Source organism: Paraburkholderia sp. RAU6.4a (genome assembly GCF_050435625.1).
Classification (GTDB): Bacteria; Pseudomonadota; Gammaproteobacteria; order Burkholderiales; family Burkholderiaceae; genus Paraburkholderia; species Paraburkholderia tuberum.
Genome location: NZ_JBNDKQ010000002.1, coordinates 1 through 18,191 on the forward strand (window position 1 = coordinate 1; position 18,191 = coordinate 18,191).

Genomic DNA, 18,191 nt, shown 5'->3' on the forward strand with positions numbered 1-18,191 from the left:
GGCTGTCACGGTAAATGCAAATGCTGTGGCCGGATGGCCGCGCAAATCGATCGCGAGCATTTAGATTAGGAGACTTGAATGAATTGCGCCAACGCATCACCCTGGAAGTACGTCGTCATGTGGTTGCGGCTCTGCTTCCGGAGTTCATCTTTTCTACTCGGGGATCGATACATCCTGAGCGGTTAGGTGCCGGAAATCCCCGGTATCGGCGGAGCTTACGTTGCGGCGGCCACAACAATTCATATGTATTCAGCGGTCAAGTAAATGGAGTTCTTTTACGGGCTGATGCTCTTGACGAACCGGGGCGTACTGCTCGCGCTAATCCGCGAGATGCCAACCACCGTAACGATCTTCTGGCTCAACACGTACATTGTCGCCACGCCGCGCCAGCTCTTTACCGGGCCGCAGGAATTGTTTATGAACGGCGTGCTCCTGCTGGCCTACAGCGGATACATGGCGGCGGTGTTTCGACTCAAACTCGAACCGATGTGGCTTTGGGACGGCTGGAAAAGGTCTTTCCGGAGCGAACCCAACAGTTCAACAGCGAAACGTGCGCTGTCATCACCACATCAAGGCGACGCATAACCGTTGAGGCTGATATGAAGAAGGATACCTGGATAGCAGCAGGAATCTGTTTTTTGCTCACCGTGGCGGCGTATATTGGCTCGACGGGTTTGGGGTATGCCGATTACCGTCCGCTGCGCAATTTCGACTACTTCGGGTTGGGTGTGGCTTAGCTGGTGTTTGTTGTAAACCTCATACGTGACCAGCGATCGGTAAGCGCATAGAGGTATGACCCGGGGCTGATGCAGTAGCAGGCGGCTCAAGATGATGCGGCACCGACACGATACGGTTTGCCGACGACGTGGATCCGGGTCTTTTGGTTGGTCGCTCGACACGATCACCTCGACGGGCGATCATCCGCCTTTCCGTCCGTCAATTCTTGGTTCAGAGAATGTGGAAATAGCACGCTTGTCGATGGTTTGCGCTGGAGCACTGGCATACGCATCGCACGGGCACCCAACATCGGCACAGTGCATCGACAGGCGCCTTTTCGCGGGACAGAGAGGATAAAGTGATGAAGACCGGAGAGCAATCTTTACGTTTCGTAGTTGAAAAGTGGCTCGGGTTGCAACCTCCAGAGAGCGCAAGGGTGACGGCACTGGGCCGTCCGCGCTCGGGCAAAGGGCGTTTCGTGTGCGTCGAGACCGTACACGGCAGCGAAAGACTCGCACTGTTTTTCTTTCGGCACGACGACGGATGCTGGAAGGTCTTTCCTCCTGCTGCGGCGTTGCCAGAGATGGCTTTGGAGCGTCTGTTTGGGTAGCCTAAATCGGGCCTGTCAGTAATTTCGTGTTCGAGGCATACAACCCCGCGTACAAGCAGGAAATTATCAAAATTCCTGCTGTACGCATAATCGAGGCAGGGCCGGTCGTCGAGGACCGTAATACAGCGGCCGCGAAGTAGGGCTCTTGTCAGCTTGGCGGGCACAGACTGACCTGTGTCGCTCAAGAGTAGTTATCCTTATCAAATAATTTTCTCGACTGCGGCAGAGACAGTCCAAGCATGCCATGCGGCGAAGCGTTCTCTGAGTACGGCACGATGACAGGCCGCGGTCATCCGATGTCCGGGCAACGCGAAGTGCTGCCCGATCGGGCCGAAGCATGAGAGAAATGTCTGCGTGCGACGGGATCGCGAAAGCCGCACATCTGGCGTTCGCGCCTGCGGGTCGGCTGGTGGCTGTTCTCGGCGCGGTTGTTCACGCATGCAGCTGCTTCGACGAAAACGTGCTTCACATGAGCGAGCTCGGGAATCTCAGCCTTCGCCGCCGGATAGCTGCGAAGCTGGTCGGTAACGATCCGGCGCCGCGCCGGGTTTGAACGCAGCAGGCGCTTGAAGAAGCGCTTTGCCGCGGCCTTCGCCGCTTTTGCACCAGCACATCGAGATCGGCGCCATGCTCGTCCACTGCACGCCACAACAGATACGGCTCGCCGCGCAGCGTCACGAACAGCTCGTCCAGATGCCAGGTGCTGCCCGGCTTGCGCCGCGCCGCTTTCGCGCACTGGGCGAATCGAGCACCGAACTTGTCGCACCAGCAACGGATCGTTTCGTACGTGACCACGACACCACGCTCGAGCATCAACTCCTCGATGTCGCGCAAGCTCAGGCTGAACCGGAAATACCAGCGAACCGCGCAACTGATGATGACCGCAGGGAAGCGGTGGCCGTGATAAGGCGATTTCGTTTCTTTCATCACTTCATTCTACCGCCGCCTCCCCACCAACCTGACAGTGCCCTTCATGGTCATCCGGCAGGCGATGGGTGTCGCCAGGAGTCGGCGCGAAATGGCTGCGAAGATGTTGCGTGAGTTCGTTGAGGACATGAAACGAAACGGTTTCGTCGCGCAAGCGCTTGAACGCCACCGTATTGCAGGTGCCGGCGGATTCAACCGGTGGATGCAATAGTTTGCTGGAATCGTTCGGCGGGCGTCTCGTAGTCCAGTGTCTTTCTTGGACGCTCGTTCAGTCGTCTTGCCACAGCGTTGAGTTTGGCCTGCGAATACACTGACAGATCGGTACCTTTCGGGAAGTACTGCCTCAATAGTCCATTCGTGTTCTCATTCGACCCACGCTGCCAGGGATGTTGCGGGTCGCAGAAGTAGACGGCAATGTCGGTGGCGACGGTGAAGCGCTTGTGCCCGGCCATCTCCGTCCCCCGATCCCAGGTGAGCGACTTGTAGAGTTCCTGCGGTAACTTGCTGGCATGTTTGATGAGCGCATTGATGACCGTTTCGCTGTCCTTGCTGGCTATCTTCACCAGCATGACATAGCGTGTCTGGCGCTCGACGAGCGTCGCAATCTGGCTGCTGCCGCTACCGCACAGCAGATCACCTTCCCAGTGGCCCGGTACCGCGCGGTCTTCAACGCTAGCCGGGCGTTCGCTGATCGATACGGTGTCACGAATCCTGCCGTGATCCTCCGTCTTTAGCGTGTGATGGCGCGAACGGCGCATGGCCCGGGTGCGCCGCAGGTGCTCCAGCAACTCCTTCTTCAGGGCTCCACGGGCCTGTATGAAGAGAGAACGATAGATTGTCTCGTGGGACACGTGGTAGTCCTCGTTGTCTGGGTACGCGCGTCTGAGCCATCCGGCGATCTGCTGCGGTGACCACTGCAGTTGTAGCTTGGCTGCCACGATGTGCGCCAACATCCGGTGCTCAACCAGTTTACAGGCTTTGGGTCGCTGCGCGCGATCCCACGCGAGCTGATCGGCGTGGCTTGCCCGATAGCCGTCCGGGCCGCTGTTACGTTTGATCTCACGACAGATGGTGGAGGGAGCTCGCGAAAGTCGCATGGCGATTGACTGGATCGAATCGTCGGCCGCAAGTGCCCGTGAGATCTCTTCGCGCTCCTCCAGCGTCAATGCCAATCCCGATCGATGCCTTTGTGGTGGCTGGATTCCACCTGTCTCAGCCAGAATCCCCTGTACAGACGAGTGGTTCCGGTCAAAAAGCTGGGCGATCTTCTGGAGAGACTCTCCCTTCCGCCAACGTTCCCACATCAGCGCTTTCTGCTTCTCGCTGTAGTAAATCCGGCGTCGCTGTTTCATCTGCAACACTCCCACTGCTTGCGCAGTCTTCAGTGTGTTGCATCCACCGGTTGAATCCGCCCCGTCACGTTGCCATTCGAGATGGTTACTTTCCTTTTTGGGGTGCCGCCTCTTACCACGGGCAATCAGTGTCGAAGATGAATCGAACACTTCCGACCGCATCGCCTACATGCGCGAAGCTACGTGTTGCTTGTCAAAAGGTTCTAAATAAGGATTACGTTCCGAACGCAACAGAATGCGCAGCTATGGCATTGGTAGACCACGTAGTGATTGAAGCTCCGCAGACTTTCCAGATTATTTACGCGGTAACTAAGTTTACTCACAGGTCAATAATATAGCGGACAGATTGATGCCTAAAAAATGAGCGAACAAGGCACGGATCGCGGCGAATTTGTGAAAGCTGCTCGTGAATTTTTGAGCCCAACTTTTCACCTTTTCGAAGTGGGCGCCGCGCGACGCCGGTGCGCTTGACGTGACTCCACACCAGTTCATCTGGATTCAGGTCCGGTGCGTAACCGGGCAGGAAATGCAAAGTCAACTTGCCCTGCGTACTGGCGACATAGTCCTTAACGATGGCTTTCTTATGTGCTGGCAATCCGTCAACGATCAGATGAACCGCTCTTTTCCGGTTGAACATCAACTTCCTGAGCAGTTCCACGAACAGCTCACCGCTAAGTGCCCCTTCATAGGTTGCAAACCAAAACGCACCCTTCGAATTAACAGCGGACGCGGCGCTCATGCTTTGCCGTTCGCCGGGCCGCTCGACCACCGGCGTCTCACCGCGCGGCGCCCACGTCCTGCCATGCACCGAGTCAGCACGGAAGCCCGATTCGTCCCAGAAGAAGATGTCTGCCTTCTGCTCACGAGCCTGCCTGGCAATGCTCGGATAGGTGTCTCGCTGCCAACGCTCGATAGCTTCCGGGTCACGCTGATAAGCACGCTGCAACGGCTTTTGCGGCGTCAGGTTCAGACGCGCGAGCATCGCGCCGATCGAAGCCAGACTGAGCGTGACGTCGAATCTCTGTCGTACCAGTTCACGAACCAGGTTGCGCGTCCACAGACCAAAATCAAACCCGTACTGCATTGGATTCTTGCCATTAACCCAGCGCATTACCCGTTGCTCCTGCGTCGCAGTGAGCGTACGTGGGCGACCCGTGCCTTTGGTCGATCGCAGCGCTCGCACACCATGACCACGCCCCCGCGCCTGCGCCCTGATCTTGTACGCCCACGAGCGATGCATCCCAAATGACGCAGCAACATCATTTGGATGCTCGCCTTCAGCCATACGCTGAACTGCAAGAATACGCATCTCTTCGAGCGTGTTGTGAGCCAGGATGCGGCCATCTCGTTTCATGGGCGAATGCTCTCATTAGCTATCGCTCAAGAATAGTCCATTTGTCCGCAAAATTCCTGACTTATGAGTAATTTGAGCGGGTGTGCTGTGCGTTGGTACTGCTCAATCGGTTCGGAACGGGCTTGAGGTAGGAGGCCGATGCGTGATGGCATGCAGTTACCGACGATTCGTAACCATGCCCGGGCGCGGTTCTCCGACTTTGATCGTGTAAGGAAGATCGCTTAGGGTCATTGCTCGAGCGGCGTCAACTGGCCGAGCGCGCTGCGGTCAATAAGCTGTTCGGCGTACACCGTGGATGCGCGTCGCGCATCTCCCGCGTTTGCGAATGAATGCTTCTCCGGTACATGAAACGGCGCGCAGCACGATCCGGTGCTGTCGGATGCACGCTTCGATGGTATCGCCGACTTTTTCGGCGAGCGGCGGCAGTACTCCATAGTCGAAGCGCAAGCGCAATTGCCTCTGCCTGTACCCAAGAGCGACGCCGTATACGCGTCGCTGGTCAAGCGGGCGGTGAAGCTCGCAAAGAGAGCAGAACTGCGCTCGGGGTTCCAGGGTTACCTCGGCCCGGCCGACTGACACGCGCTCGCATGGCATGCATCGGCACCTCTGGCCTATGCTTCCGCTGCTCGCGCTCGCGATGGCCATGCAGGACGAGACAATCGCGAGCTTTGGCGGCGAGTCTATCTGGACGATCGACGTCATCGCCAACATCGTCAAATGCGCGGACGCGATGATAGCGATCATCTGGGTGGGGAAGGCGGACGGGCAGCGGACGGCCTTTTGCTACGATCCCGACGTGGGCCAGGCAGCACGACTTTCATGCACGTCGACCGGACACGCATGGCTCATGACGATGACCGATGAACAGGCGGCCGCGCTGGTCTTGAAACAGGGCTTCGGACAGCCGAATGAATTCGGACCCAATGCGCCGACGACGCTCAGGGCGCTGCACGGTTTTCTGCACGCTGCACGGGTCCGTGGCTATGCGATGATCGACGAGGTGTTCGCGCCGCGCATGTCGGCGGTTACCACGCCCGTGCGGCTCGCGCTGCGTTGGCGTCATTAGCCCGGCCGGTCCGAGAGGACGGCTGACCGTGGGAAAAATACACGAGTATTCGGTACTGCTGGGCGAGGCGGCCAATGAGCTAGTCCAGTTGAGCAACCTGGCGGGGTTCCCAAGTCGGCCGCCGCTCGGCAAGGGATGAGAAAATCGGGGCTTACGCCGTCCAGCCGACGGGGCTTGCGCCCTTTGGTCGAACCGCTATCTCCGGCACGCCGTGACCGGAGTCGCGTGACACATCAGAAGCCGGGACTTTAATCGGCAAGCGCCTTCGGGCGGAAGCCGACCACTACGCAGGTCGCTGGCTTTACTGGGGAGCTTGCGGAATGTGTACCGAGAGTGACCACCCGCCTCATATCGGAATGATCCGTTGCAGCTTGAGGCAGTCAAACTGCCAGACAAACGCATCGAATGTGCTCTGGTAATCGAGGAGGATCTGGTGCAAATAGGTAGTGGATAGTGGGTCCGTTATGCCTTGAGATATGGATGCCTTATCAATTGAAAATGACGGCATTCCAGACGGAGGGGGCAGTGATGTCCTCAAGCGCAAGAGCGGACAGGTCACACTGCACCTTGCCAATGCGATGCATCAACTCGATGCCTGAAATCGTAGTCTGGGCATTTCTGAACCTCTTGAGCCCGCGCATCACATTCGTCCTGGACTTGATGTGACGATGGTCTTGCTCGATCAGGTTATTGAGGTACTTCGAGGAGCGCAACTTCGTATCCTTGGAAGCAGGCCATAGGACTTCATCTCACGCCCAGCCCGGTGCGACGCTGCATACCCATATGGCGTGGCCGTCTCCCGTGGTCGCCCTGATGCTTGATTGTCTTGGTGAAAAAGGCCTTAGCTGCTGCGACATCGCGCGGCATCACAGCACAAGGTCGTGATACGTGCGCAAGGTTATAACGCGCAACTCAATAGTCGCGAACCGCCACCATTGAATGGCAAATTGCGCCAGTTGGGGAAGCCAAGGGTTTTCACCAGAATATGGCTCATTGACATTGTAGGCTGCTATAAATACTATTTTGACTGAGGACAACAAATTCTATTGTGCCTGCTTTTAGGTGCGCGCTTCCAGTGGAAGACTTTGGCATGCGCGCCCTGCTTTCCGCCACGTATCTTCGTGACACGCGGCTCTTCGCGGTCCGCGGGGTCACGGCTGCGAGCGCGCTTCTTCTTCTTTTGTCACCGGGTCATGGTGGCGGGGCAATTACGACGGCCGAAAACGTGGCTTTGATCGCGAGGATGATACTGAAGGGCATTTCGATCGCAGGCATACAGCTTGGCGAATATCCTCTGTCGACCCATATCTATCCAACACGTTCCGGGGATCCGGTGTGGGATAAATGGTGACTCTCTCCCATGTCGGTGCGATTAGCGCGGTATCGACCGCCGGATTGGCAATCAAGACGTCGGTTGCTGCTTACGTTTCCGTCGGGGCGGCGGTTGCGATCGGCATTATTGGTGCGCATTAGGTGGTATCAGGATGCATTAGAAAAGCGTTATCGAGATCATGCGAATCCGAAGCCGAACATGATGCTGAAGGCTGATCCGCGGACTCTCACGGAGTGACGGATTAGAAGGTGATTGATGGCCGTGGGAAGTCGGAAGACGGTGTGGTCAAGCTCATGGCTACTAGGGGTGGTCGACAACTGGGCCGACGCCGGCCCCTTTCTCTATTTGGTCGGTGCCTACGGGCAACTGGCACCGCCCCAGGCGCTCGCCATTCAAGAATTGCTTCGGGCGTCCCGCCGGGTCCCGACGTCGCATTGGATGCTGCACATTTCCAGGAGGGCAACGGACCAACGTAACAAATTGACGTACTCGCGTTTCTAATTCAATAGCAGTCGGTTTCAGAGACCACATATAACAATCAGGAGAATGTATGAAACACCAGGGGACGTGGAGGAAACACCGGTGGGCCGCGGTGCCGCTTGCATGTGCATCAGTTTGCATGAGCGTTACGGCCGCCCGTGCGCAAAGTAGCGTCATGCTTGGGGGATTTCTTGACGAAGGTGTCGCCACCTATCGTGATTCAGGTGGGGCCCGTTTGTATCAAATGCAGGATTCCGCCATCTTTCCCACCAAGTTTTTCTTCCGCGGGAGCGAGGACATGGGAGGGGGCCTGCGCGCAAACTTCAGCCTCGACTCGATGATCAGCCTGAGCACAGGGGGACTTGATCCGCAGTCCCGCGGCGCGATGTTCGAGAACTCGTCGTGGGTCGGACTCAGTCAAGCAGGGATTGGCAGCTTCCGCCTCGGGCGCCAAAACGACTTCGCCTTCGACTACTACCTGATCGGTGGTATCGATCCGGCAACGGGCATCGCTGGCGGTATGCTCAACTTCCGGACCGGTAGCTTCGGTGCCGACCTGCTCGGCGTTTCAGGGCCGGCGCAGATTGCTGGCGCCGTCTCGGGCGGCCCGTTCGCGCCTATCACGACGAACGGCCAAATTTCTGGATTAGCGGCCATCAACTGGGATCGTGTCGGCGGCAAGCGGATGGCGAATGCCATCAAGGTTGTGTCGGAGGAATATGCCGGGCTGTCGGCTGGCGTCATGTATAGCTTCGGCGGCACAGCGGGCGACTTCAACAACGGGGCCGGAAAAAGCGCGGCGATCAGCTTCCGGAATGGTGAAACGCGTGCTGCTGTTGTTTACACTGAGCAGAACTATGCGCCGGTCAACAATGGACATAGTGGCATCGCCAACCTGCTCGCCGGAGCAAGGACGAAGTTCGGCCATTTCACTGTCTCAGGGATGTATAGCGACGCGCGCAACACTCATACGGGGGCCAAGATTTACGCCCTGGCTGGTGGCGTCGGATATGACTTCTCACCGGCTTGGAACCTCGGCGGCGCTTATACCTACGAAAATGGTAACGCGTTGCTGAAGAACGTGGTGATCAACCAGGCCGCGTTGCAGTTGACGTACACGTTGTCGAGACGCACCGCGGTCTATGCCGCCGGCGTATATCAACGCACCAACGGCGCATACGCTGCAGAAATCGGGAACATCGTGGCAAGCGGCAATATCCAGACTGTTTTCCAGCTTGGCATGATGCATCGATTCTGATGCTTCATTGAGGAACGGCAGCGATGATCATGTTTTCGTCATCGCTGTCGTGGCCTTCTTGGGTTATGCACCGGGGGCCGCAAATACTGCCATCCGTCCGTTCCAAGCGGTCGCCAAGGTTAGCGCGGCGCAATTCGAACTCAGTGCCAGCGTGCCTCGATTGATCAGTTTTGCCTTTCCGCTGCGATTTGGGTAGGAAAGTCCGCCCCGTCAAGCTCAGAAAGTGCCCCAATTTCCCCTCGTCCGAAGTAATGATAATATTCACATTTGAATGCTATAATAAAGTCCAACGTCTTCGGAAACGTTCGACCCGCGGATGAGAGCAATTCGGTGCGCCGGGCAAGCAGTAGCAGCGCAGGAGCGAATGATCAACCATAGTACGAGGTGGTTTTAGGACGTATAGAGCACGCCCAACCACTGGTTCCGACCACCTTTGCAGGAAAAGCAGCAAGAAATGAAGAGCGAGGAGGGACTACACCTAGGTTATGAGGCGGAAGTCCCGGCTTTAAGTTGGCTCACCCGTATTGTTGAGATTGACAAAGCGATCTCCGAGTCTGCTGATCAACATTTGAAGTCATCGCTTGGGATTTCGTTTGCACAGGCGAAGGTCGTCGCATGCCTGGCTGGGCACCAATTCATGACGCAGGTTCAACTCGCGCACCGGCTGCATTTCGATATGGGGGCGCTATCCAGAATCATTCCGCGTCTCATGGGTGCTGGAGTTGTAATGAGGTCTCGGCATCCAAACGACTGTCGCTGCTGGTGTGTTCAGCTTACGGGAAGCGGAGTTGCGATGGCTGCGAACATTACAGCCATTCTCGGCGCAGCTGACAATAAATTGATTGGCCTCTTAACCGAGGATGAAACCGATATTTTTATTGCGTTGCTTAAGCGCCTGCTTGCTAATTCCCCAGCCCACGGCTCAATCGATGTCTCGAGATTTGCCGTGACGGGCAGTCCAAGACCCTCCAGCGTCGTTGGCGCACCGGCGTGAACGGCAACCTCCCCTCTCCGCCCTAAAACGTGGCCAGCGGATGATCTAATCCAGCGCGTCTTTGCGTTGCCCTTTACCCACGACGTCTTCTCGCCGCCGCGGCCGCGAGCAACGGTCTGAACAAACGCCAGCATTGCGCGCCATGCACGGCTTTCGCCCAGTCGACGCGACTGTCCGGATGCCGCATGCGCGGCACGCTGGTCCTGCTCGAGTTCAGAGTTTCCAGTGCGCACGCGTACAGGGCGGTTATCGATCTTGCGGGGCGCGGCTATAACGCATCAGGCCAGATTACACAATTAACGTTGTCACCTATCCATACTCATAGGGCTCATGCCGAAATACAAAGTATACAAGTTATGTAGGCAATAAAACATGCTCCTGCTTCTTCGCAATCTCAAAATACGCAACCGGCTGTTTGTAAGTTTCGCAATCGTTATCGTGCTGCTATGCAGTGCCGCGGGATTTGCGCTCTTCCAGGCGCATCAGATTCAATCACATCTAATGGACATCAAACAGAATTGGATGGAGTCAGTCAAAACGATTGCGGATCTTCGTCTGGCGCTCAGTACAGATCGTCGTTCCACGCTGGGTCTTGTCTTGTCTGATACCAAGAATGCCAAAGATACCAATGCTGCGATTCGAGCCGAAGCCTTGAATCAGCTGAGAAAGAGTGTCGATCGCTATGAGAAACACGCGCGCCCGGGCGAGGATCGCCAGTATTTCGAGAACGATAAGAAAGCAATCGCTGCGTACGCGATGATCAACAAAGAACTCTACACGCTTGCAATGTCTGATAATCCGGATCTTGCTACCGAGCGTGTGCTCGCCAACACCAAGATCTTTGCTGTTTTCAAATCCACGGAGGAGACGCTCACTGCCCATATGGACTTCATTCAGAAGCAGGCAGATCAGGCTGCGGAAAAGGCCATTCATGACTATGATGTGGCCTTGATGCTGACGTTCACCGTAATATGTATCGCTATCGTTGCTACGGTATATGTCTCAACACGGTTGCGACGTCGATCGTCTTCCCGTTGAATGACGCCGTAAAGATTGCTGAGGCAGTTGCGTCAGGGGATTTGACGTCAGAAGTCAGGGTACATTCCGATACTGAACTTGGCCAATTGATGCGCGCGCTTCGCAGCATGAATGAGAGTCTCGTGGATATCGTAAAGCAGGTCCGGTCCGGCAGTGAGGCGGTATTGACCGGCGCATCCGAAATCGCCGCGGGGAACGAGAATCTGAGCCAGCGCACCGAGGAACAGGCGGCGTCTCTCGAGCAGACGGTAGCTTCGATCCAGCAGTTGACGGCGACGGTGCAGAACAACGCGGCGAATGCCAAACAAGGCCTCAAACTCGCACAGACTACGTCCGATCTGGCAAACAGCGGTGGAGAGGTCATGAAACACGTTGTGACCACCATGAGCGGCATTGCCGATCAATCGAGGAAAGTCGCCGACATCATTGCGACTATCGAGGGCATCGCTTTTCAGACCAATATCCTAGCCCTTAACGCGGCGGTCGAAGCCGCACGTGCTGGCAACGAAGGCCGTGGCTTCGCCGTCGTGGCCCAGGAAGTCCGCACGCTGGCTCAACGCTCGGCAACGGCGGCCAAAGAGATCAAGGAATTGGTCAGCAATTCGGTCACCCGCGTTGTCCAAGGATCTCAACTGGTGAACGATGCCGGGTCCAAAATCAACGACGTGGTGAGTGAGTTCACCCGGGTCTCGACTCTGATGGAGGAGATCACCCACGCATCCGATGACGGCCACCGCGGCATCATGGAGATAAATAAGGCGATCGGCGAAATCGATACAGTGACCCAGCACAACGCAGCCTTGGTCGAAGAGGCCGCTGCTGCAGCCCGTGGCGTTCATGCAGAAGCAGAGCGCCTACAGACACTGGTTACTAACTTCAAGATCGCACGCGCCATCTAAATCAGAGTCTCCAGGCACAAAAAAAGCCATCGATGAGGGATGGTTTCCTTGATATCGACGAAGACTGCGGTACTGCGGACAACTTATTGCAACAGAACCGAGAAAAAGCCTTCGATGTTAATTAACTGCATCCCAAAAGTTCGACACGGATCCAACCTTTGGGGTGTCTTTCATGGCGAAGTACGATAAGCGGTTCAAACTGAAGTTAAGCAACACGCATTTGCGCGGGGGGAGTTGGGCGGCCAGTATTGGCAGCCCGCCACGAGATCGGCTACTCGATGTTGCGTCGCTGGGTTGATGCCTATCGTTTGCACGGCGACGCAACGCTATGCCCTAAGCGCAGTCGATACGACGTTCACTTCGCGGGCCGAAGGTGCTCAGGCTCACGTCGCGTGAGGGGCTTTCCCTGCGCGAAGTCACGGCTCTGTAGGACATCCACGATCCTGCCAGGGTCTCGCAATGGGTGCGCCTATATGATGAGGGCGCTGCAGATGCTCTGATGCCCCGCCGACGATGGCGTCCAAAAAATGCCCAAGACCCGGCGTGACCTGCCTGTTGAAGAGAAAGCTGCCGATACGCGATCACGCGAAGAACAACTCAGGGAACTCGTGTATCTGCGGATGGAGGCGGCGTATCTGAAAAAGCTCGATGCGCTGTCCAGGGGAAAAAACCAAACAGCACAAAAGAAAAAAACGCAAATCGTGAAGGGCTGCGGACTCGGTATCCGCTTGCCGCACTACTGAAAATCGCGGGACTGGGCGGTGAGCGCGTATCACCGCACGGATAATGCTGACAACGCCATGAAGCCACCATGAATGCCAACATCGTGTCCAGCGGCAAGGTGCCGTGGGGCCGAACACCTCCTGTACACGACGTTCCAATCAAATGAGCGTAAGGGGGCACAGATTGCGGCCCTCCTTTCGTTTTTAGGCCCCTCTAGCGGCCAGCACCCTCACCAGTCCTTCCAAAACCACTGAACGCCCTTGATCATAGGCTGCAAGCAGATGAACTCTGTCCCGACTTTCCAGTGCCTGCACCAATCGCGCTTCGATATCTGCCCGGCGATGTTCCGGACTTGCCGAGACATCCGCGGCCAGCGCACGATAGCGATCCGACAAACGCATCAAACGCAGGATTTCTAGCTTGATCACCTTGTGTGGAGACAGTTCGAAAATCGTGTCGTGGAAAGCACGGTGCTTTTCGATCCAGCCATCGCGATTACCCGCCGCCAGCAACTCCGTGAGATCTGTAAGCATTCGCTTGAGCAGCGTCAGCTGCTCGGGCGTAGGCCACTCGATCGTGCTCAGCAGTTCTGCCTCAAGCAGTTGACGCATCCGATATAGTTGTCGGGCCTCATCACTTGACAACTGTGCGACAAAGAATCCACGATTCGGATCGTGCTCAATGATGCCTTCTGCCGCCAAGAGCTTCAGTGCTTCCCGGATCGGAACGCGGCTGATCCCGAATCGATCAGCAAGTTCCGACTGCCGCAGTTGGAGGCCCGGTGCTAACACCCCTCGATTAATCAGCTTGCGCGTCTCTGCGGCCACGTGAGCCGGAAAATCAACGGTGTCCGTTTCGCGAAGTGCGGTGACCATCTACTCCCCACCAAAACGAAATACATTTTGGTCTTATATATCAAGATTCGAACTTCCGAGTATCTCTCGTTGGCAAAATGAAGAAAAGCCCTTTTCTGTTCAGGATTCCGACAGCAGATCACTCACGGTGCCGTTTTTTTCGTTTATTCCCGGGCCGCAAGCACTATCATCAACCCGTCAAGAACCACCGTTCGCCCTTTCTCATAAGTTGAGAGCAGCAATTCCCGGTCTTTGCTTTCCAAAGCGTTCACGAGTTTTGCTTCGATATTAGCGTTACGATTTTGCGGATGCGCTGAAATATCGGCAGCCAGCGCCCGATAACGATCGGTGAGTCGCAACAATCGTAGGACTTCCCGTTTAATCACTTTATTAGGCGAGAGGTTGAAAATCTTATCGTGAAGTGTGCGGTGTAATTCGATCCACCCCTCACGATTACCGGCTTGAATCAATTCTTCAAGTCGGGACAGTAAGCCCTTGAATTCCCTGATCTGCGCGGATGTGGGCCATTCAACCGTCATGAGCAACTCTGCTTCGAGGAGTTGGCGCATCCAATACAACTGTCGGGCCTCACCGCTCGACAACTGAGCGACGAAAAATCCACGATTCGGATCGTGTTCGATGATGCCTTCCGCCGCCAGTAGTTTCAATGCCTCACGCACCGGCACACGGCTGATGCCGAAACGTTCCGCGAGGTCCGACTGTCGTAGTTGAAAGCCGGGCGCGAGCGTTCCCCTATTGATCAGTTTTCGCGTCTCTGACGCCACCTGAGCTGGAAAGTCAATGCCATCCACTTCCGGGACGGTAGCAATAGGAGTTCGGCCTGGTGTCGGAATCGCATTCATTTTAGTATTATATCTGAGAATCTTCGCCTGACAACGTTGTCAGGCGATTCGGTGATCGACCGTTAGAAGGTCTTATAAACTCCCGGCCAGGAAAAGCGCAGAGCCTGGCCAACGGAGATAATCGGGTGAGGAATGGTACTTCTGCGCGCCGTATAGCTGACGTTGATGAACGAGAACGCGCCACAGCGTCGCTATGCCCCGCGCGAGATGTTCAACACTCCTTGCTGGGTTGTGGGCTGGTGCATCGTGACGCTTGTTGCTTGCCCAATGACTTTCGAGCGTGGGAGTCGTCGAACAGCAGACGCAGCGCTGGGTTGAGGAGGCTGTCTCGATGCGATAGACAATGACCTGTGTTCGATCGTCCGGGTCGCGCAGGAGCGCAGTGGTAAATCGAGCGCGGTCTTTGTGGACGGTCGACCTACGCGAGAGCGCCACGTGCGGGTCACGACGGCTACAAACGAAAATGCGGCGGCGAGGTCCACGCGAACGCAGCTTTGCTGGCTCAACTGCGTCCGCTGGCTGAGCCAGACGCGCAGTCATTTATACCCTGGAATTGGCTTGCGCAAAAAACTTGGTTACCACCACCCGCAAATTCGCCACGCTGCACTGTCAATGTGGAGAAGCGTGAAGGACTTTATGTCCGCATAGATGAAAGTACGTCTGTTCAGAGACATTTCGGCCAGTGCCAGATGTAGCAGTCGAGGCCCCAAACAGAAACTTCCCCGTTCGTCCTGCGCCACCGATCCGGTGCTGCGTAGGCTACAAATGTATCGGTAGGCTGGTACTGCGCGACATGTTCAAGTGTGTCGAAATCTCCTGCTGGCGAAGTGCGAAACATTCTTCCACGGCACCGGTGGCGCATGCGTGATCCGAATGCCAAACGCCGCCAAGATCACGCTTTCATTGCAACCTGGTCACGCAAAAGCCAGCTCATTACGACCTTGGGTTTAAGCGTCTTATCCAGCTTCGCCATGAAAAACCCCAAGGGTCGGATTTATCTCCAATTCTTGGGGTTCAGTGCAACGATAGGGGTTTTCTATGTTGCACCGTGGTTTCAGATCAGTACACGAAGCCGGGCATCACTTCGCTCGCAGTGGGAACATCCTTGATCTCGGGGATACGCGCCGAACCAAAGACCACCAGGGGACGCATCTGACCTTTCTTGATGTACGGGGCTGCGACATCGTACGGAACCGGGATCACCTGCACCTTCGCTTTCATCAAACCGTCGATTTCCTCTGCGGTATCCTTGTACGATAACTTGACCATGCGAACACCGTTACGCTTTTGCAATGTGGTCATCGCGGTCAGGTCGCGCGTACCGTCAGCCGTCGTACCGAAGGTGTAGCAATCCGGATTATCTTTCAGGCGACTAATCAGATCCGCGTAGTCCTTGATGTCGGTTCCGGACACGCCTTTGCCGATTTCAGCGACCAGAACAACACCCGTGGGCGCACCAACCGGGGCTGCCGCTGCCGGCTTAGCCGCAGGTGCAGCAATAGGTGCAGGTGCCGGTTTGGCAGGTGTACTCGCGAGGGCGACGCCCGAGATCAGTGCGCCCGCTGCGAGGACTGCCGAGAGGAAGAGTTTCCGGTTCAGTTTCAAGATCAATTGTCTCCAAGTATTCTAAAGGATGCCTGAAAGGCGGCTAACAATAATGCATTTTGTGATTAACAAAATCGCATCATATCTTGCGTGCTGAATAATGCGGGCCGTACCTCCATCTGAAATTTTTGGATTAGTCGGACCCCCAGTTGGAGATCCACAGTAAATCATGGAAATCGACGGCTCTATTCGTCTGAAATTCGCCGTAAGAGCCTTGGGAATACAGCAGCGGCGTCGTTGCGTCGCCATTAATGGCAGTGCCTTCGACATGCCCAAAAATCACGGCGTGGGTACCAATCTCAATGATGCGTTCAACGCTGCAATCGAAATTGACCATAGTATTGGCCAAAGCCGGAGCCCCCGTCTTAATACGATTCCACGTCCCTGCCTGAAACTTTTCTTGCGGCGAAATGGGTCGCGAGAACCGCTGCGCCAATTCCCGCTCACTGCGCGCCAGAACGTTGACGACGAAGTTGCCAGTGGCCTGCACGTGCGCCAGAGACGAGTTTGCACGATTGATACAGACCAGCAGAATAGGAGGCGCTGCACTAACAGACGTCACAGCGGTTGCGGTCATGCCGGCAAGCGGTCCGTCCGTGTCCGAACCGGTAGTGATCAAACATACGTGCCCGGTCAAACAGCGCATGGCGCGTTTGAATTCGGATTCTTCTATGCTCACCTCACCCTCCAATCAAAAAACCAGACGGAGAAAATGGAGGGGTGGCGTTTTTTCGGGGCGCCACCCATGCTATAGACGCGAGTCTCAGCCGGTTTATTGATCCCAACCGAAGATACTGAGCGTGCTCTCGCCCGCTTCCATTCGCTTCATCTGCTGTGCTTCTGCTGCTTCGCGTGCTTCGGATGCAATGATCACCTCGGCGATTCGCTCACGCGGGATGCACACGACGCCGTCTTCATCACCAACGATCAGGTCACCTGCATTTATAGTGACATCGTCGAATCGAATCGGGGCGTTGATCCAACCTCTGGCGCCGAAATCTTTTCCTGTGCCACGGATACAAAGACCGCGAGCGAAAACGGGAAACCCGATCTCGGACAGCAGTCGCTGATCACGAACACAGCCGTTAATGACGAGACCGGCAAGCCTCCGAACCTTTGCGGCCGTTGACATGATCTCGCCCCAGTACCCGTGTTCATATGCTTCGCTTACGGAGACGACCAGGACATCACCTGGTTGTGCTCCGTAAATCGCACGGTGAAGCCAAAGGTTATCGCCACCGGGCGAATGGACGGTCACAGCTGGGCCGCAAATCTTGAAGCCGGGCGCGACAGGCTTAATTTCATAAGGCAGGACGCCGATCTTTCCGGCAGCCTCGTGAAGCGTTGCTGCCGGCAATTTCGCGGCGGCGTCAAGCAAATTGACGTCCGGTCGCTCGATAGCGAGACGCGTGGTCTCATGACGATTGAAAACCGGGCCCGTCATGCCTCTTCTCCAGTCCGACGCGTTTGCAGTTGATGGTACTTGAACTGTTTGCGAGCCTCGTCTAGCCGCATACCCGTTGCCACAGACCGTCGGATTGCATTTTCCGCGGCATCGATTTCTTCAGCAGCAGCAAGCACGCGTTCTTCGTGTTCCTTCGGAATCGAGATCACGCCGTCCGCGTCACCGCGCAGCAGATCGCCCGGAGCAACGCGCACGTTACCGATATTCACCGGAACGTTGGTGGCTTCGACCTGCACGCGATCCTTGCCCGTGCGCATCCAGTTATCCTTGGAGAAAACCGGGTAACCGAGCGACAGGCACAGGTGTACGTCACGATTTATGCCGTCGATTACGGTACCAGCGATACCACGGCGATGAGCGATCTCGGTCAGGATGTCGCCCCATACCGTTGCGTCTTCGCGACCACCGTTGTCGAGGACGATGACCGAACCCGGCGGAACGTCGTCGATGAAGTCACCCACGGTGCCTGCGGGCGAAGCGGCGGGGCCGTAGAGAATCGTGAATGCCCGACCGGCCATTCGGAACGACGAATCACGCGGCTTGATCTTGTAGCACTGACCGTTCAGGCCCAATCGGTCCAGTGCGTCGCTCAGGGTCGCCGTTTCGAGTTTCGCTGCGCGGGCAACATTCTTGTCTTGTTCGATGTCGGACAT

Annotated in this window: 20 protein-coding genes and 2 pseudogenes; 11 read left to right on the top strand and 11 right to left on the bottom strand. The window is 56.3% G+C overall.

What is annotated here, in order from left to right; translation table 11 throughout:
• Nucleotides 1–264 precede the first annotated feature (264 nt).
• From OKW40_RS04675 to OKW40_RS04685, 3 genes are all read left to right on the top strand, one after another.
• Nucleotides 265–585: a hypothetical protein gene (locus OKW40_RS04675; protein ID WP_260321314.1), complete on the top strand. Its 321-nt coding sequence runs from the start codon at nt 265–267 to the stop codon at nt 583–585.
• A gap of 14 nt (nt 586–599) precedes the next feature.
• The gene (locus tag OKW40_RS04680) at nt 600–737 is read left to right on the top strand and encodes a hypothetical protein (protein WP_184062862.1); all 138 of its coding nucleotides are present in this window, start codon (nt 600–602) and stop codon (nt 735–737) included.
• Between the two features lie 341 nt (nt 738–1,078).
• Nucleotides 1,079–1,327, top strand: a complete 249-nt coding sequence (locus tag OKW40_RS04685) for a hypothetical protein (protein ID WP_184062860.1) — start codon at nt 1,079–1,081, stop codon at nt 1,325–1,327.
• A gap of 200 nt (nt 1,328–1,527) precedes the next feature.
• Here the strand turns inward: OKW40_RS04685 and OKW40_RS04690 are convergent.
• From OKW40_RS04690 to OKW40_RS04705, 4 genes and pseudogenes are all read right to left on the bottom strand, one after another.
• Nucleotides 1,528–2,254, bottom strand: a pseudogene (locus tag OKW40_RS04690) (IS6 family transposase).
• Between the two features lie 4 nt (nt 2,255–2,258).
• On the bottom strand, nt 2,259–2,408 hold the full coding sequence (locus OKW40_RS04695; protein ID WP_429492057.1) for a hypothetical protein: 150 nt from the start codon (nt 2,406–2,408) through the stop codon (nt 2,259–2,261).
• Between the two features lie 37 nt (nt 2,409–2,445).
• Complete coding sequence (locus tag OKW40_RS04700) at nt 2,446–3,606, bottom strand: IS30 family transposase (protein ID WP_429488392.1); 1,161 nt, start codon at nt 3,604–3,606, stop codon at nt 2,446–2,448.
• Nucleotides 3,607–3,925: 319 nt separating this feature from the next.
• Nucleotides 3,926–4,960 (bottom strand): IS630 family transposase, encoded by a 1,035-nt coding sequence (locus OKW40_RS04705; protein WP_429488503.1) that lies wholly within the window; start codon nt 4,958–4,960, stop codon nt 3,926–3,928.
• 369 nt (nt 4,961–5,329) lie between these two features.
• On the opposite strand from OKW40_RS04705, the gene OKW40_RS04710 reads away from it, so the two are divergent.
• Complete coding sequence (locus tag OKW40_RS04710) at nt 5,330–5,536, top strand: hypothetical protein (RefSeq protein ID WP_429332301.1); 207 nt, start codon at nt 5,330–5,332, stop codon at nt 5,534–5,536.
• Nucleotides 5,537–5,597: 61 nt separating this feature from the next.
• Nucleotides 5,598–6,026: an IclR family transcriptional regulator domain-containing protein gene (locus OKW40_RS04715; protein WP_429488504.1), complete on the top strand. Its 429-nt coding sequence runs from the start codon at nt 5,598–5,600 to the stop codon at nt 6,024–6,026.
• 488 nt (nt 6,027–6,514) lie between these two features.
• Here OKW40_RS04715 and OKW40_RS04720 read toward each other — a convergent pair.
• Nucleotides 6,515–6,736, bottom strand: a pseudogene (locus OKW40_RS04720) (DDE-type integrase/transposase/recombinase); the annotation flags it as partial.
• A 380-nt stretch (nt 6,737–7,116) separates the two neighbouring features.
• Here OKW40_RS04720 and OKW40_RS04725 point away from each other — a divergent pair.
• The 6 genes from OKW40_RS04725 (at nt 7,117) to OKW40_RS04750 (ending at nt 12,771) form a co-directional block, all read left to right on the top strand.
• Nucleotides 7,117–7,377 carry a hypothetical protein gene (locus tag OKW40_RS04725; RefSeq protein ID WP_429355385.1) on the top strand — a complete coding sequence of 87 codons (261 nt, stop codon included), beginning with the start codon at nt 7,117–7,119 and terminating at the stop codon, nt 7,375–7,377.
• A 532-nt stretch (nt 7,378–7,909) separates the two neighbouring features.
• Nucleotides 7,910–9,097, top strand: coding sequence for a porin (locus OKW40_RS04730; RefSeq protein WP_184062856.1), 1,188 nt, complete (start codon nt 7,910–7,912; stop codon nt 9,095–9,097).
• A 454-nt stretch (nt 9,098–9,551) separates the two neighbouring features.
• On the top strand, nt 9,552–10,091 hold the full coding sequence (locus OKW40_RS04735) for a MarR family winged helix-turn-helix transcriptional regulator (protein ID WP_429488507.1): 540 nt from the start codon (nt 9,552–9,554) through the stop codon (nt 10,089–10,091).
• Nucleotides 10,092–10,463: 372 nt separating this feature from the next.
• A complete protein-coding gene (locus OKW40_RS04740) occupies nt 10,464–11,129 on the top strand; it encodes an MCP four helix bundle domain-containing protein (protein WP_429488509.1) in 666 nt (221 codons plus the stop codon).
• 122 nt (nt 11,130–11,251) lie between these two features.
• Complete coding sequence (locus OKW40_RS04745; protein WP_429491918.1) at nt 11,252–12,028, top strand: methyl-accepting chemotaxis protein; 777 nt, start codon at nt 11,252–11,254, stop codon at nt 12,026–12,028.
• A 527-nt stretch (nt 12,029–12,555) separates the two neighbouring features.
• Entirely contained in the window at nt 12,556–12,771 is a 216-nt protein-coding gene (locus tag OKW40_RS04750; RefSeq protein ID WP_429488510.1) for a hypothetical protein, read from the top strand.
• 183 nt (nt 12,772–12,954) lie between these two features.
• On the opposite strand, the gene OKW40_RS04755 is transcribed toward OKW40_RS04750, so the two are convergent.
• From OKW40_RS04755 to OKW40_RS04780, 6 genes are all read right to left on the bottom strand, one after another.
• Nucleotides 12,955–13,626: a GntR family transcriptional regulator gene (locus tag OKW40_RS04755; RefSeq protein WP_429355389.1), complete on the bottom strand. Its 672-nt coding sequence runs from the start codon at nt 13,624–13,626 to the stop codon at nt 12,955–12,957.
• Between the two features lie 143 nt (nt 13,627–13,769).
• A complete protein-coding gene (locus tag OKW40_RS04760) occupies nt 13,770–14,468 on the bottom strand; it encodes a GntR family transcriptional regulator (protein ID WP_184062844.1) in 699 nt (232 codons plus the stop codon).
• A gap of 1,059 nt (nt 14,469–15,527) precedes the next feature.
• Nucleotides 15,528–16,073, bottom strand: coding sequence for a tripartite tricarboxylate transporter substrate-binding protein (locus OKW40_RS04765; RefSeq protein WP_184062842.1), 546 nt, complete (start codon nt 16,071–16,073; stop codon nt 15,528–15,530).
• A 133-nt stretch (nt 16,074–16,206) separates the two neighbouring features.
• Entirely contained in the window at nt 16,207–16,752 is a 546-nt protein-coding gene (locus OKW40_RS04770) for a flavin reductase family protein (RefSeq protein ID WP_429488512.1), read from the bottom strand.
• A 93-nt stretch (nt 16,753–16,845) separates the two neighbouring features.
• Entirely contained in the window at nt 16,846–17,517 is a 672-nt protein-coding gene (locus OKW40_RS04775) for a 4-carboxy-4-hydroxy-2-oxoadipate aldolase/oxaloacetate decarboxylase (RefSeq protein WP_429488514.1), read from the bottom strand.
• A complete protein-coding gene (locus tag OKW40_RS04780; protein ID WP_429359672.1) occupies nt 17,514–18,191 on the bottom strand; it encodes an RraA family protein in 678 nt (225 codons plus the stop codon). The genes OKW40_RS04775 and OKW40_RS04780 overlap by 4 nt, the downstream gene beginning before the upstream one ends.